10 protein-coding genes and 2 pseudogenes are annotated in these 14,941 nt (G+C 53.9%); 9 read left to right on the forward strand and 3 right to left on the reverse strand.

Annotation, left to right across the window (positions count from 1 at the left end):
* Positions 1-318 (forward strand): hypothetical protein (locus Q1B15_RS15015; protein WP_299754993.1); only part of this gene is annotated, 318 nt, incomplete at its 5' end.
* A gap of 421 nt (positions 319-739) precedes the next feature.
* Here the strand turns inward: Q1B15_RS15015 and Q1B15_RS15020 are convergent.
* A complete protein-coding gene (locus Q1B15_RS15020) occupies positions 740-2,401 on the reverse strand; it encodes a tetratricopeptide repeat protein (protein WP_299754995.1) in 1,662 nt (553 codons plus the stop codon).
* Positions 2,402-2,630: 229 nt separating this feature from the next.
* Between Q1B15_RS15020 and Q1B15_RS15025 the strand changes: the two genes are divergently transcribed.
* From Q1B15_RS15025 to Q1B15_RS15035, 3 genes are all read left to right on the forward strand, one after another.
* Positions 2,631-3,467, forward strand: coding sequence for a 2-dehydropantoate 2-reductase (locus Q1B15_RS15025; protein ID WP_299754998.1), 837 nt, complete (start codon positions 2,631-2,633; stop codon positions 3,465-3,467).
* A 544-nt stretch (positions 3,468-4,011) separates the two neighbouring features.
* Positions 4,012-4,722, forward strand: a complete 711-nt coding sequence (locus Q1B15_RS15030; RefSeq protein WP_299755000.1) for a helix-turn-helix domain-containing protein — start codon at positions 4,012-4,014, stop codon at positions 4,720-4,722.
* Positions 4,723-6,201: 1,479 nt separating this feature from the next.
* Complete coding sequence (locus Q1B15_RS15035) at positions 6,202-7,371, forward strand: cation:proton antiporter (RefSeq protein ID WP_299755002.1); 1,170 nt, start codon at positions 6,202-6,204, stop codon at positions 7,369-7,371.
* Positions 7,372-7,832: 461 nt separating this feature from the next.
* Here the strand turns inward: Q1B15_RS15035 and Q1B15_RS15040 are convergent, their stop codons facing one another.
* Entirely contained in the window at positions 7,833-8,936 is a 1,104-nt protein-coding gene (locus Q1B15_RS15040; protein ID WP_299755005.1) for a mandelate racemase/muconate lactonizing enzyme family protein, read from the reverse strand.
* A gap of 585 nt (positions 8,937-9,521) precedes the next feature.
* Between Q1B15_RS15040 and Q1B15_RS15045 the strand changes: the two genes are divergently transcribed.
* Together Q1B15_RS15045 and Q1B15_RS23510 are read left to right on the forward strand one after the other, a co-directional pair.
* Complete coding sequence (locus Q1B15_RS15045) at positions 9,522-10,361, forward strand: SDR family NAD(P)-dependent oxidoreductase (protein ID WP_299755007.1); 840 nt, start codon at positions 9,522-9,524, stop codon at positions 10,359-10,361.
* Positions 10,358-10,489, forward strand: a pseudogene (locus tag Q1B15_RS23510) (integrase); the annotation flags it as partial. The gene Q1B15_RS15045 and the pseudogene Q1B15_RS23510, both read left to right, overlap by 4 nt.
* A 152-nt stretch (positions 10,490-10,641) precedes the next feature.
* Here the strand turns inward: Q1B15_RS23510 and Q1B15_RS15050 are convergent.
* Positions 10,642-10,830: pseudogene (locus Q1B15_RS15050) on the reverse strand (hypothetical protein); the annotation flags it as partial.
* 762 nt (positions 10,831-11,592) lie between these two features.
* On the opposite strand from Q1B15_RS15050, the gene Q1B15_RS15055 reads away from it, so the two are divergent.
* The 3 genes from Q1B15_RS15055 (at position 11,593) to Q1B15_RS15065 (ending at position 14,936) form a co-directional block, all read left to right on the forward strand.
* Complete coding sequence (locus Q1B15_RS15055; protein WP_299755010.1) at positions 11,593-11,913, forward strand: DUF883 C-terminal domain-containing protein; 321 nt, start codon at positions 11,593-11,595, stop codon at positions 11,911-11,913.
* Positions 11,914-12,342: 429 nt separating this feature from the next.
* Complete coding sequence (locus tag Q1B15_RS15060) at positions 12,343-12,513, forward strand: hypothetical protein (RefSeq protein ID WP_299755013.1); 171 nt, start codon at positions 12,343-12,345, stop codon at positions 12,511-12,513.
* A 386-nt stretch (positions 12,514-12,899) separates the two neighbouring features.
* Positions 12,900-14,936, forward strand: coding sequence for an LssY C-terminal domain-containing protein (locus Q1B15_RS15065; protein WP_299755016.1), 2,037 nt, complete (start codon positions 12,900-12,902; stop codon positions 14,934-14,936).
* Positions 14,937-14,941 lie beyond the last annotated feature (5 nt).

Raw genomic sequence — 14,941 nt, forward strand, 5'->3', positions numbered from 1 at the left:
CCCACCCTGATGAAGCGCGTGATGACGACCTATCAGGCGGTCTACGCCGATGCCAGATTGCCTAGGTCATTGCCAATGAGACTGGCGTTGGCCGGGTTCTCCAGCATATCGGCGGAAGGTTTTGTGGTTTTGAACACCAGCTTTGGCAAGGACACGTACGCACGCCAATCGGCAGGGTTCGCAACTTCCATTATGGACAGTTCCTCGGAGTTCAGTTCGCAGGAGCAAGCAGCGTGGTTGGAAGACCAACAGGAATTAGCAAGAACGGGTGGATTCTTCTTCTCGCTTAATCGCTACCTGATTTCGGCACACAGGTGAGGCGTTTGAATGCCCGCTCTGTCCGGAGACTGTGTGAAAACTCGATCAGTCGGGAAAACCTGAGAATACAGGTTCCTGTAACTGTCGCTCCGGAAAATACTTTCCCAAGAAAGCCAATCCCTCAATGCTTTTTGAGAACTCCTTCCTGTGCAAATCCGGAAATGTCGAGTTTTCACACAGCCTCTCCGCGATGCGGCCACTGGCGCGGTCCGCCGCGGAGGGGTGCCGTCTGCCCTTTTGAGTTACTTTCTCCAAGTCAGTTACGTGTCTCAAAGCGACTCAAGGCATCTTCGTTGCCATCATTGAAAAAACTTCCATGAACTCTCAAAAATCCGAAAAAATTGCCACAACTCGATAGGTGCCACGGCAATTGGAACGGTAAACGTCAAGAAGCGCAAACTCATTGTGCAAAAAAATACGACTACTCGGCCGCCATCGCAGCCTGAGCGCAAAAACAACTTGCCGCGATGCGTCCGTCGGCGCGGGAGAGTGCGAAATCAAGGCGTTGCTGCAGTAACAAGGTCTCTTCAGTCTTAGCAGCGCCGCGCTTTTTCAAGCAGTCGACTAGCCCTTTCATGCTCCAGACATTATCGGGATGAATCGTCGCCCGGGATAGAGTACCACCCATACCCAAGTCTTCGCGATAGACTTGCTCGGCTTCATTGAAGCGACCTTGTTCAAATAAAAGCGCACCAAGCGCATGGCGTGTCGGCTGTATCCAGCCCCAAGGCTCATCATATGGCAGCGCATCGTCAAGCTCTACCGAGCGACGTAGATGCGCAAAGGCCTCCTCGTAGTTTTCCTTGCGATACTCGATTTCGCCATCCAGCATTGCTTCGGCAACGGCCAAAAGATCAATGCACACATTGTTGTGCAAATACCGGCTGTCCGGCACGCGCTTTTGCGCATCCAGAAACTCCAACCGCATCGCTTCCGCCTCTGCGACCTCACCGAGCGCGGCATGTGCCACCCCCTTGGCGTATAGCCGCATGGCATGGCTGACGCAGAACAATTCTGGCTCTTTAACCGGAGGGAGCGCGACAATCTCCCGCCATTTCCCGAAGCGGATCATAACGTGCTCTTTCATCGATAAATAGCTTTCGATGAAATCGGCCATGGGCGGCGTTTCAACCCTGAGCAGGTCTTCCGGCGTCGTCTCGATCAGGCCCTCCGCTGCACGCAAAGCGGGTTCATACTGACCTAGGAACATCGCGCCGTAGATAGCAAAATGATAGTTGTGAATACGGTATGCGGTATAAAAATTCATTGCGCCTTCTCGATCAACGAATTTCAAATCTGCCTCAACGGCTTGCTCATTCCAAAACAGAGTGTCGCGATAGTTTCCGCACAATATGTCGATGTGCGTCGGCATATGGATCAGATGTCCGGCGTCGGGAACAAGCGTCCGTAGTACGTCGCCAGTTTTCAACGCACGTTCAGGATGCGGCGACATTTCCATAAGGTGGACATGCAAATGCAAAAGACCGGGATGCTTCCATGCCGGGGCGTTCGCAAAGCACTTGTTTAGCACGTCCTCGGCCTCTGCCGTGCCGGCCCCGTCGGCAATCCGGCCTTTCTTCAGGTCCCACATTTTCCAGGGCGTCACGTTCATGATGGCCTCAACGAAAATGCACGCGACCTCAAGATCGCCCGGGTGCGCCTTGTAGGCCTTGCGCATCGAATTCATGAAATCGACGTTCCAAGGCTCCTGATGTTCAATAGGATCCCGCTGAGGATACCGGTTTGGCAGGGCCTCAATGAGGTCGCGTTCAGGCGGCGTGATGTTATCGACGAGCGCCAGCGCGGCCTGCGTCGCGTCGTATGCGGTGGCGAGCGCTTCGGCCTTTCCAACAGGATCGAAGTGATGCCACTCCATGTTATAGTTTGGACCCGCAGCATAGGCGACGCCCCAATGCGCCATCGCACATTTAGGATCGTGCTCAAGCGCCTTGGAAAAGCACTTCACCGCCTCCTCGTGACAGTACGCGAAGGTCCAGACCAGACCCCGGTCAAACCAGCGTTGTGCTTCTTCGCTCGCAGTCGTTACCTTGCGCGAATAGACATCGATATTGAAGTACGACATTTCAGCCACCCCCCAGACATGAGAAATTAGATGCCTTGAGCGTATCACAAATCCGGTAAGATTTGCATAATATCAGTTGAAACTTAGCTCGATCCAGACTGCATAGCGCAGAGAATGGTTACGAATGGGGCGGGTTCGCGAACTCACTAACTGGAGAAATCGACGCAAAGCGCTGACCTGCACCGCACTTCGATTTGTCTGATCTAGATATTGAATAAGGGGGCGCACGATGCGGATTGCGACTGTCGCAACTGGCGGAATTGGAGGCTTTCTCGCCATCAAGCTTGCAACGACCGGGCATCAGGTGGCGACGATTGCGAGAGGCGCCCATCTCGACTGGATTAATCAGAACGGACTTACGCTTGATGGTCCTTTGGGGCGCGAAACCATCCGCTCTTGGATTGCCACGGATGATCCCTCAAAGGTCGGGAACGTCGATGCAATCATATTCGGCGTTAAGGGAGATGGGTTGGAAGCGGCAGCTGAAGCATGTTTACCTATGCTCGGTTCGGACACCGTTGTCGTGCCGTTCCTCAACGGGGTTGAGGCGGCCGATCGGCTTCTAAAAATACTTCCCGAGCGGAATGTTGCGAACGGAATGGCTCAAGTCTCAACGACAATTGCTGAACCCGGGGTTATCAAAAAAACAGGCGAATTCAACGTATTTACCTTCGCAGAGCGCGGCAGCAGACCCTCAGAACGGATCACGGCACTAAGGGCTGCGATCAATGATGCTGGTTCTACTGCGCCTATTGCTGACGATATCGAGCGCGATGTTTGGCGTAAGTTTGTGCTGTTTTCTGCTGTATCAGGCGTGACCGCAGCAGGGCGATGCACAATGGGAGACATCATGGTGCCGCCCAGTCTGAGCAAGTTGTTTCGTAAAGTATTGGCGGAAACTGCAAGTATCGGCCGCGCAATGGGAGTTTTACCTCCTGACAATATCGAAGACTTGTTGTGGGCAACTGCACTTGAACTCCCTTCTGGATTGAGAGCGTCGACAGCGGTAGATTTAGAGTTTGGGCGGTCACTTGAAATCGAATGGGTGTCGGGTAGCGGCTGTTAGGTTATCGGAAAAAGCTGGTGTGGACGCTCCTATTAACGAAGCTTTGTTTGCGCTTCTGCTCCGGCTTGAAAGTAGGCGCAATAAGGTTCGCTAGTCCTAGCAGCAATAGTTGGTGCTGGCTGCCGAGAGAAGCGTTCTCGACCTCATACCTACCAATTTCCTGACCGGATTTCTGCATTTCTGCATAGTTCACCTAAGCCATCGGCCCCGCCGCTGTGTTTCAGATCAATAATGTCCTGAGTAATGATCCCGACATCATGAAGCTCACTCTGCCTGCATGCGCTCAGTGAACGTATCGTTCTTCTACGATCGAGCTGGGCCACAATCCATCCAGTCAATCGAGCTATGAATTGGTTCCGGTTCGTCGTTGCAAGGGAAAGATCTGTCGCGAGTGACATTTGGTATCTCCTATTTGGTATGCCATTCACTCTGCCAAACAGGGGTGCACTCCGCGTAGTGCTCAAACTAAACCACTGCCGGTATAGTTTCTAAACTGGAGTATTTGATCGCCTATCGCCTAAACTGAGTGCAGGAGGACCAATCAATGGCGCGTAAGGGATACGGCATCTACTGCCCGACGTCTAAGGCTTGCGAAGTATTGGAGCCACGCTGGACCATCCAAATTCTCTGCGAACTTTGGGATGGTAATACGCGCTTCAATGAGATCCGGCGTGCACTTCCGGGTCTGTCCCCGCCTCTACTTTCAAAGCGCCTTAAAGAGCTAGAAGCCGAAGGTATGGTCGAGCGGGTCGAAAATCGTGCGCTTGGCACTATCGATTATTTTAGGACTGAAAAGGCGATTGAGCTTGAGACCGTCTTTGACGAAATGGCGCGTTGGGCGCAACGTCACGTGGACGCCGATATAGCGCTATCTGATCGTGACGCTGGCATGCTCATGTGGAAGCTTCGGCGAAGGGTCGATACGGAGAAAATGCTGGAAGGGAGAAACGTTGTTCGCTTTCATTTCCCTGACTCAAGCGGCAAGCATGACACCTACTGGTTTGTTGCCGAGCGTGGGTCAGACGTCGATTTATGCATTCATGATCCACGACTCGATCCAGATCTTTACGTAGAGTGTGAAGTAGGTGTGCTGACGGGTATCTATATGGGGCGGCGAAGTCTTTCTCGTGACGTCGATGATGGTAAGCTGTTTTTGAGTGGCGACACACGCTTGGTGAAAAACTTCACAAAGTGGCTTCCGCCCAGTGTCTACGCCAATGTCGAGGGTATCGCGGCAGCTAAATCCAATCTCTAGTCCCAAAATCAATCCCATGATGCGGTTTTATTGGCAGCTTTGTCCCGCAACTCGGTCATAGACCCCTCGGACCTCGCTGCGGTCGCGACCACTGTCGGTTTTTCTGGCTGCATTGCAGCGTAACTCTTGGATCGGTTGGAGCTGTCGATTTACTGCACAAGCGAAGGACGCGATTTCAGTCCGGCCGCTCTGGGTTCACAACAGCCATTCGCTGCAAGGCCCGTCGATGACCGCTCTGCGGACAAAGTCATCATTTTCTTGATAGGCACTTTCTGATTCAACCGATTGTGTCCAGGACCTGGCCAAGATGCTTTTTCAATCTCAGATTGATTTTTATCAATGAGCGCCTCGGGAGAAATAGTTAAATAGATTACGCCGCAATTCTGGTCGGGGTGAGAGAGATACGTGTGATCTGTCTGCATGGGATCGGTATTCGGGCTGAAATGACGCAAAGATGAACACGTTTACTAGGAATGGAGGGTAGAAAATGAATGGAGCTAAGAAAGCAAGATGCATTGCTATTCTCGCGTGCTCGTCCATCATGTTGACTGCGTGTGACGGCGGAAGCGGTAGGCCAACTTTTCCCAGTGTAGATCATAAGGTGGAACTGGCTCAGGATACGCTCGATACCTATGGCTTTGACGTTGATGCCAGTGAATTGAGCATTGCGCAGGTTAGCGCTCTCGCCTTCTTGAGTGTTAATACCGACATCGGACCAGTCGGCCGCGCGGAAGCCAAAGCGAGGAATAGCATTCGAGCAATTCTGAATTAATTGTTTGTCTCGTTAACCGGCACCATTTCTATTAGATGGCGTGCGCAATAGAAGTGAAAAGGCCATTGCCGCTTGAGTGGCCTTTATTTCAAAGAAGATATGAGCTGCGCGCAGTTAGTAAATGTTAGCCTTTAGCAGCTAAGCGCGTAGAGAGCCTTTGGAAAATGGCAGTCGATCCTCCTCTAGCGCATGCCAGGAACCGCCACAGTCGTCGTAAACTCCATGTTGCCCCAAGTCTGCTTTGGGCTCTGTGCCGCCATTGCGCACCGGTTCGTCCAACGGCCGCTTAAGATTAACGAAAGTCGCGGTTTTGGCTCATTCAATTGATATGACTACAACATCTTGGGCTATTGAACGGGCGCTTATGGGACGACGCACATGGCTGAGGATGCTGCGTCGCAGCGGTCCGGTTCGGAGCCCGTTGCTCATTGCAGTTAGCGGCCGCTTCGAGCCACCCTTACCAATTCGACGGCTTGCTGCGAACGGCAGCTTTTGGCCTTTCGTTAGGGAAAAAAGCGACTCTGGGGCCACCGACATGCACCTGCCCCCCTCATTCACCGACGCATTCAGAATGGAACTCAGAACCGCAGCTGCTCTAGCATCCTAGCAGGCACGAGCTTAACCAGGACGAGTTACAGGCACTGGCGACCCTCATGCAGGTTTGACCTAGAACAAGGCATCTGTTGGACGTCCGGTTAGGGTGAGCTATGAAATTGCACCTAATCTTTCTGACCCTCGGCGCACTCTTCTTGCTGGGACTGTTCGCGGATCAGTTCGGCCGGCGCACCCGACTGCCCCGGGTCACTCTGCTCTTGCTCTGCGGTATCGCGGTTGGCAGTTCAGGTCTGAACCTGCTGCCACTAGAGGCGAAGTATTGGTACGAGTTCCTGACCATTGCTGCCTTGACTATGGTCGCCTTCCTGCTGGGCAGTTCGCTATCGTTGAAAAACCTGCGCGAGCATGGGGCGACGATCCTGGCGATCTCGCTGTCAGTTGTGATCGTGACGATTGCGGTCCTCGGCGCCGGGCTTTGGGCTATTGGCATCGACTTGGGTCTTGCCCTGCTGCTGGGCGCGATTGCCACGGCGACGGACCCGGCAGCCACGCAGGATGTGATCCATCAAGCCAAAGCCAAGGGAGGATTCCCCGATACCCTGACTGGCATCGTCGCTATCGATGACGCTTGGGGCGTGCTGGCATTTTCGTTGATTCTGATCCTCGTCGGCCTGCTGAACGGTGGAGAGTCGAACGGTGGCCTGCTCGACGCTGCTTGGGAAATCTGTGGTGCGTTGGCTCTGGGGCTGGCTATTGGCTGGCCCGGGGCCTATCTAACCGGGCGTTTGGCAAAGGGAGAGCCGCAACAGACCGAAGCGTTGGGCGTCGTGTTCCTATGTGCCGGTCTGGCACTTTGGCTGGACGTATCGTTTCTAATCGCGGGCATGACCGCTGGGGCAGTGATCGTAAACTTTGCTCGACACCATTCCCGCGCATTTCACGAGATCGAACATTTTCAATGGCCGTTCATGATCCTGTTTTTTATTCTCGCTGGGGCGTCGCTTGATGTCAGCGCGCTGGGCGAGGTCGGACTGATCGGACTGGGCTATGTCGTCCTACGGATCCTCTCGCGGATCATCGGTGGCTGGATCGGAGCGGTTATCGGTGGTGCGCCACGGGAGCAGCGCCCGGGGTTTGGTATTGCCTTGCTACCGCAGGCAGGTGTTGCGTTGGGCATTGCTCTGATTGCTGCTGAGGAATTTCCAGCATACGCCGAAGCCATCTTGACCGTCACCATAGGCGCCACCGTGGTATTTGAGCTGCTCGGCCCTTCCGGTACTTTACTGGCCCTACGAAAGACAGCAGCCGCAAAGTCCGCATAGCTGTCGTTCCGACACGGGATTTAGCTGCGGCGCGCGCGAATGACCGCTTTTTTCGCTGCACTGCAACAAGCGTAGTGTGGTGCGGTCTGTGACGAGGGTGCCGTCACTCCCATCCTACGACAAAAAAAGAAGGCCGGTTTGTCCCGCAACTCGGTCATAGACCCCTCGGACCTCGCTGCGGTCGCGACCAATGTCGGCTTTTCTGGCTGCGTTGCAGCGTAACTCCTGGATCGATTGGGGCTGTCGATTTGTTGCACTCGATGCCGTTCGCTGCAACTAGCACCAAGGTCTGCTATGCGGCACAAAGTGGATATTCGCGAGAACCGAGCCTTCAGTAGTTTCGTTGCTTTACAGACCCTTCAAGCTTTTCCAAGGTCTGTCCTTTTGGTTCAGATGGTAGGGGAAACTCTTATCGAAATATCGACAACTTTCTGAAGCGCATGCTATCGCAATTTCGGCACCTATGTCAGTTCGCTGATCTGGTAGGTCGACCTCGCCAACCATTCCGGGGCAACTTCAACGCCCCAACCTGGGGCGTCGGTGACACGAGCATGCCCGTCTTCGATGCCGTAGGGCGATTCAACAAATAGCCCCTCTTGCCAAGGGTAATAATCGGGACCTTCTATCGAGAATTCCAAGTATTTGCCTGCATTCGGAATGGCGCGCAACAAATGCATTGTGAACAACGTCACAAGCGACAAATTTGCGCAATGAGGGGTAACGGGCAGACCGGAAGCTTGCGCCATTTCAACGACCCTTAGCGTGCGGCAAATGCCACCGAGGTAAAGGATATCGGGCTGAACGATATCCACGGCCCTCATATCGATCATCCGTTTCCAGGTTGAGAGGTCACAATCCTGTTCGCCCCCGGAGACATCGATTTCTAGCGCATCTGTAACCTGTTTTGTCTGCTCCAAATCCCAATAGGGGCAAGGTTCTTCGTAGTGGCAAAAGCCGCGGTCCTGAAGCATATGCCCAACCTCAATTGCCCTTTCTGGCGAATAGCAACTGTTGGCATCTATCAGCAAATCAACGTCATCGCCCAGTTCGCGGCGCATAGTGGAAATGATCTCTTCGGTGCGGCCTGGCCACTCGTCCATGTTTCGTCCAACCTCTGCGCCAGCCCGCACCTTGAAGGCGTCAAAGCCATGGGTGTCGCGTATACGTTTCAGTCGTGCGGCTTCATTCTTCGGGGTGATGTTGCGTTTCATTGAGGATGCATAGGCGCGGACCAATCCCGGCGTGCCGCCCAAAAGTTCAGCCACGGGCATGCCCTGCTGCTTGCCACGCAGGTCCCAGATCGCAGTGTCCAGCCCGGCCATCGCGCGGCGCAGATAGGACCCAGGAAACTTGTGTTCGCGCTCTGTCACAATATCCAGCAGGTCATCCAAGTCCGTAGTGTCTTGGCCAAGGGTCCAAGGGGCGACCTGACGGTGCAGCACCATGCATGTGATGTCGGAGTGATACGTTGACACCTGTCCCCAGCCTTGAGCGCCATCTTCAGATGTGATGCGCACAAATCCAACGGCCTCGGTCGTGAAGGTTTCTATTGATCTCAGCTTCATCTGATATCCTTTCAGCCTTTTTCCGCCCTTTGTACTCACTGCTGCGCTTTTCACTATATCCGCATTTGGGCGACGGGCTCACCCGCTCGACCCGACCTATACCAGCGCAGCAACCGGCCCCTACCTGCCGCTTGCGGGGCTTCTCAAAACTGTGCGCTCGTTTCCTCAAGCCGCCTTCCGATTACTGGCTGCGGCTAAGCAGAATGGTTATCCTAAGGTCAGCTTTTAAGAAACACTTTGAAATTCTGGTATGCAGAAAATATCAGGTTTCCGCGCTCAATGTCGAAATGTGCTAAGTGCAGCATTCGGTAGGTCGGTCTCGAAGTGGCGCATTGTCCCAATGAATACGTCACGAGCACGGAAACTCTGCCTGACGTCAGCGCCTAGGCAAGACGATTGGGATCTCTAGCAGGCATTTCTCTTGGCTGACCAATGTCTTATTTGGGGGGCGATACGGTCGTTGGAGACGGGTTTCGCGCGAGATCGTTCAAAGCAATTGCGGATCAAGTCTGGCCGGCCAAAATGCTTCACAGACTGAACTCAAACTTCTATGGTCGACGTCTTTTTGTAGCTGGAGATTTGAAAATGGCCATGAATGCAATTCAAGCAGGCAAGACAACAGTGGTGACCGGAGGCGCGGCTGGTATAGGGCTCGCTGCGGCGCAACGTTTCGCCCAGAAGGGTATGAACATTGTTCTTGTTGACGTGCGCGCCGAGCTCTTTGAAGCTGCGGAAAACTTACTGAGCGCAAAGGGTGCCCCAAATGTGATGACGCGGCAGGTCGATGTCTCAGATCGGGTGGCGGTCAAGGCACTCGAAGGAGAAATCGCTGATCGTTTCGGCGGAGTGGACGTGTTGATGTGTAATGCTGGAACCCAACCGGGCAGTGATATTTTCGATAGCACCAAGACATGGGATCAAGTGCTGTCGGTCAATCTTGGCGGCGTCATAAACTTTTGCCAAATCTTTGTACCGGCGATGATGTCACGGGGGGATGCCGGCTTGGTCATCAACACGGGTTCCAAACAAGGCATAACGACGCCTCCCGGAGACCCAGCCTACAATGTCTCGAAAGCAGGTGTGAAAGTCTTCACTGAAGCCCTTCAGCATCACTTAAGAGAGAACACATCTAAGGTGACGGCACACCTGCTTGTTCCAGGCTTTGTCTTCACTGATTTGACCCGACACGGGCGAAACGAGAAGCCAGCGGGCGCCTGGACGCCTGAGCAAACCGCTGATTTCATGATCGACAGCTTGGCGCGAAAAGATTTCTATATCATCTGCCCTGACAATGACGTCAGCCGCGCTGTCGACGAAAAGCGCATGGCCTGGGCGATGGGGGACATCATTGAAAACCGCCCGCCGCTCTCTCGTTGGCACAGCGATTGGGCCAGTTCTTTTGACAAGTTCTCCAAAGGAGATTAACTCGCCGCTCCTTCACCTAGCGTGCCGCGCAACTTTTGTTGGGGCACACGAAGATGGGTAGCACGGTTCGTTATTTGGGCGTCGGGTTGGATGACGCTAGGGCGATTGCCGAGACTGTATATATCTAAGTCCTTGGGCCGCTCGAAATAGGCGGTCCAATGCGGACTTAATAGCCGTCGTTGGTATGACGAAGCGCTTGTTTTAGCTTCGGCCAACACCCGGGTGCAGAGCCCAAACAAAGCGATACCGACCACATCAAAGGCCCGGAAGGCGAAAATCGTCAGGCATATCTTCTAGGCGCTGTTGTTGTATGATTGGGTGAAACCTTCCCGTCGGCTCCGTACCGACCCTCCACAAGACCACCTTCCATCTCCCGCGCGTGAATTCCCAAAACGAGCAGCGCTGGCCAAAGTAGGTAGGCTTCGATTTCGATATTTTCCCCAAATGACAAGAGCGTCAGAGTCATCATATCGCGATGGGAGGCCTACGGACTGGTCGCGATTGAAGCATTTAACTCTGGCCGAACCTTGATTTGCAGCGAAATCGATGGGCTCCGCGATCATGAACGTGGCGGGGCAATCTATGTTCAGAACTCCACAATTTCTGACTGGAGCGCAGCCATATCTGGCTCAGAGAAGACTTGGAATTCTTCAAGAAAGCTATCGGATTTTCGTACCAGCAGCGTTCGTGAAACGGAATTCTAATCAAACTGACAAACACTGACCAAGGAATTGTGGTCGGGCCGTCCGAGTAGCGAAGCCGTCTGACTTTCAAGGTTTCGAGTGGCTGCCATTGATACAGGTCGCGGCGCATTGCATTCTGGGCTCTTTTAGCGGCCATCGCATCTGGTCCGGCCAAGGTCAGTTTTGTCCTGCGTGCCTTAGGGCTCCACGCAGCCAACGTCTGCTTCGAGGAATCCAGACCTCCTGCGTACAGCGACGGATACTCCCCCCGGCCAGTTTAGCCTGGGGAATAGTGTTTTATATCGTCCCATATCGACCCTCTAATGTTTGAGCTGCCTGCAGCGACGGGCTAACTGTCGCCGGGTTTGAGAGATCTCCCCGACACAAGCCCAGGGCGTGCTCTACAGATTATCTTCAGAACACTTGATTGACCTATGTCAAACGCCGACATCCAGTGCCCAGTTAGTGTTTGTAAGTGCAGGTTGCCGCCGCAACTTCTATCGAAGCTTGCGCAAGCCAATTCAGACGACCCAGATAGGAAACACAAGATGCCCGCATCATCTTCCAGAAAAGCCGAACCAACGAACAACCAGCACGATGTCGGCGACGATATCGCTGCCGAAATCGCCCAGATCAAAAATGACATTGCCAGCCTCGGCAAATCATTGAGTGCATTTGGAAAGGACCGTATCGGATCCCAGTCGACCGCAGAAACCCTTGAAAGTGCCCAGCAGGCCTTGAAAGAGATCCGCGACGAGATGACCTCAATCGAACATGACATCGAGCGCAAGGTCACCGAGCATCCGATGCAATCGCTGCTGATCGCAGCCGGGTTGGGCTTTCTCGCGGCCTACTTGGTCCGGCGCTAAGGGGCCGTTTGGGAGTGGATCGGCTGATATCGGTGATTGCCAGCCTGACTGCGCTGGAACTCAAGGCGACCGCGCGTCAAGCGTCTCGCTCCGCGATTGTTGTGGGGGGGGCAGGACTTCTTTTTTTGACCTGCTGGATTTTATCTGTCGCAGGCATCGTGTTGATACTGGCGCGCGGGATCGGTGTTGTTCCGGCTGTCTTCACCATCGCTTGTTTTCTACTAGTAACGGGTTTGGGCCTGGTGTTGTGGGTGAGATGGCGCGCCAGGAGAGAGCGCAGGGAAAGGCGCGCTCGGCTCGAGACGCAACGCCTTGCCGCCGCCTCCGTGCTGGCCGCCCTGCCCCGCAATGGGGCGAATCATGCGGTGATTGTCATCGCTGGACTAGTGGCCCTGGCGCTTTTGTCGAGCAAACCGCGAAATGATGGGGATGACGGAGCCTAAGGCTGACGGGACCATCCTAACGCGCCCAAAATGGTGGAAGATTGCCCCGCGTGTCTTGGGCGGAGCAACGCTGTCAGCGCTAACTGTCGCTGTGGTGCACTTGGGCGAGATTGAGACCTTTGCGACACTCGCCTTACTGCGTGGACCAACTGGCTGATCGCAGCAGTATTTGCCCAAGTTGCGACTTATGTCGCTGCCGCATCGATTTGTTATGGGATATTGCGCAGCGCAGGAGTACAGGTCGCCCACTTGCTGCACGCGCAGTCGCTTTCTCTGGGCTCTAAGTACGCACTATGCCAACGATATCCTCGGCGGCGCATTTACGTTGGGTTCGTTACCATCACTCTATGTGCGGAGGACATGTGTTCGTCGTTTTTCTACGGGTATTTTCCAGCAAGCCAGCTTGTGACGACCCAATAAATCAGAGATTTTGGCAAGGGCGTGATGCAAGGCTATTTTAGCGATATTTTGCCGTCGATCCAGTCTCTGTGACTTTGGGGCTACTGGGTAATCGGTCTGTTTGCCTTCGGTGAGGCACTGGTTTTGACCAGCGTCTTTGCACCTGGCACCGTTATTGTTGTTCTTGGTGGCGCGCTCGTGGCCCAGGGGCTTTATGATTTTGGTGACATGATATGGTTTGTGGCCATAGGCACAATCCTGGGGGCGGAAGCTAGTTTCAGGATTGGAGCCAAAGGTGCCAGCCTCTTTCAGGAGGGTAGACGGGTATTCTCGTCTGCACATCTTGAACGTGGAAAGCGGTTCTTTGCGAAATACGGCGCACCCAGTATCGTCATGGGCCATTTTTTTGGCCCGCTACGACCAGTTCTTCCTGTTGTCGCCGGCTTAGCGGACTTTTCCCGGCGCCGCTTTTTTCTGTGGAATGTGACCGGAGGCTTTGCGTACGCCGTCATTCTGGTCAGCGTGGGATACTTTTTTGGCACTGCCGCCGATTTGTTCAGCGCCACGATAACCCGCGCCCGGCTATTTGTTCTTGCCGTTTTGCTAACGATCGCGATCTTATGGTTTGCTGCGGTCAAACTGCGCAAAGCACTGCCGTTCTTCATTTCTGTTCTTCGGTCTGTCGGTTGGGGTATCAAGGATAATCCGGATGTATGTGCACTCGTAGCGCGCCACCCCATCCTTTTCAGGTTCCTGTCTGACCGCCTGTCACGGGACGCGTTCACTGGTCTGCCAGCCACTATGTTGGCAGCGTCTTTTGCTTACTTTCTTATGCTCTATGCCAGTTCGACGCTCGATTTTATCACTCAAAGCCAGATCGTTGCGGCAGATGTCCGGGTCGCCAGCCTGCTGTCCGCTTTTCGCGACCCTGCTTTGGTGCATTTTTTCACGGGTGTTACGGCCTTAGGATATTGGAGGGTTATCGCAACCCTCGTGATAGCCGCTTCCGCTCTGATGTCGTTGTATGGACGGCTGCACTATTTGCCGGGACTATGGCTGACCGTGATCGGAACCCAGCTGACGGTCACGCTGCTTAAAAGCGTCTTCGCGCGCCCGAGGCCAGAGATGGCCGTATATGCCGAAACCAGTTTTTCTTTCCCAAGCGGACACAGTGCGGCCAGCGTCGCTTTTTTTGGGTTTCTGACTTACGTTCTTATCCGTGAACGTATTGGTCCGGTCGTCGTTTCGTTTCTCATTGGCGCAACCCTCGTATTTTTGATCGGGCTGAGCCGGATATACCTCGTTGAACACTATCTGAGCGACGTTCTGAACGGGTATCTTGTCGGCGTTCTTTGGGCGTTGCTCGGTATTTGGTTGGCGGAATGGCTGAATACACGGAGAGATTGGAACAGGCAGGTTTCAGTTCTGTCTTGGCAGAAAGTTGCGTCTTTAGGCGTGAGCGTCAGCGCTGTTGTGACCGTTGGGCTGATGGTGAAAGACTATCACCAGACTCGCAACCTGCGGCCTATCCCCGCCATAATAGAGTTGAGCGAGCCACTGGAAACTGCTTTCGCAGTCGGTCAATTATCCACCCATTCCAAAAATATACTGGGCCAGCCGCTGGAGCCGGTCAGTCTCGTAGTGCTAGCTGAAAGCGACGCTGCTTTTTTGGAAGCGTTCAGCAAGGCAGGTTGGCTTGCAGCTGACTCGCCAGGATTGACCAACATGTCACGCGCGGCCTTTGCGGCCTGGTTCAACAGAGGGTATGATACTGCCCCTATCACGCCCGCATTCTGGGACGGTCGGCCGAACGACTTCGATTTTCAAATAGGGACTTTGGAAGAAAGTCTTAGAGTACGCCATCAGGCCCGGTTTTGGCGTACAGGTTTTCGCAGTGAGGATGGCCTGCTGATCTTCGTCGGTACGGCCAGTTTCGATAAAGGGCTTAAATGGGGGTTGACCCATCACATCGATCCCAACATCGATGGTGAGCGGGATTTTCTTGCAACAAGTCTTCGAAATACTGGCCTGATCAGCTTGGAGAAACATCTCCAGCTTGTTGCGCCTGTTCTGGGTCAAAACCTAACAGGTGATCCTTTTTTTACAGATGGAAGAGCTATCGTGCTGCAAACCGAAGCCCAAACGCACACTACCTCAGTAAATCCTGAGCCAGAAATTTAGTCGAG

Origin of the sequence: uncultured Boseongicola sp. (assembly GCF_937988555.1) — a bacterium.
Lineage (GTDB): Bacteria > Pseudomonadota > Alphaproteobacteria > Rhodobacterales > Rhodobacteraceae > Boseongicola.

What these genes read in the sequence shown, in the direction of transcription:
- Q1B15_RS15035 (WP_299755002.1), top strand. Translation starts at nt 6,202, where the DNA reads ATGAAATTGCACCTAATCTTTCTGACCCTCGGCGCACTCTTCTTGCTG.
- Q1B15_RS15025 (WP_299754998.1), top strand. Translation starts at nt 2,631, where the DNA reads ATGCGGATTGCGACTGTCGCAACTGGCGGAATTGGAGGCTTTCTCGCC.
- Q1B15_RS15055 (WP_299755010.1), top strand. Translation starts at nt 11,593, where the DNA reads ATGCCCGCATCATCTTCCAGAAAAGCCGAACCAACGAACAACCAGCAC.
- Q1B15_RS15020 (WP_299754995.1), bottom strand. Translation starts at nt 2,401, where the DNA reads ATGTCGTACTTCAATATCGATGTCTATTCGCGCAAGGTAACGACTGCG.
- Q1B15_RS15040 (WP_299755005.1), bottom strand. Translation starts at nt 8,936, where the DNA reads ATGAAGCTGAGATCAATAGAAACCTTCACGACCGAGGCCGTTGGATTT.
- Q1B15_RS15030 (WP_299755000.1), top strand. Translation starts at nt 4,012, where the DNA reads ATGGCGCGTAAGGGATACGGCATCTACTGCCCGACGTCTAAGGCTTGC.
- Q1B15_RS15060 (WP_299755013.1), top strand. Translation starts at nt 12,343, where the DNA reads ATGACGGAGCCTAAGGCTGACGGGACCATCCTAACGCGCCCAAAATGG.
- Q1B15_RS15045 (WP_299755007.1), top strand. Translation starts at nt 9,522, where the DNA reads ATGGCCATGAATGCAATTCAAGCAGGCAAGACAACAGTGGTGACCGGA.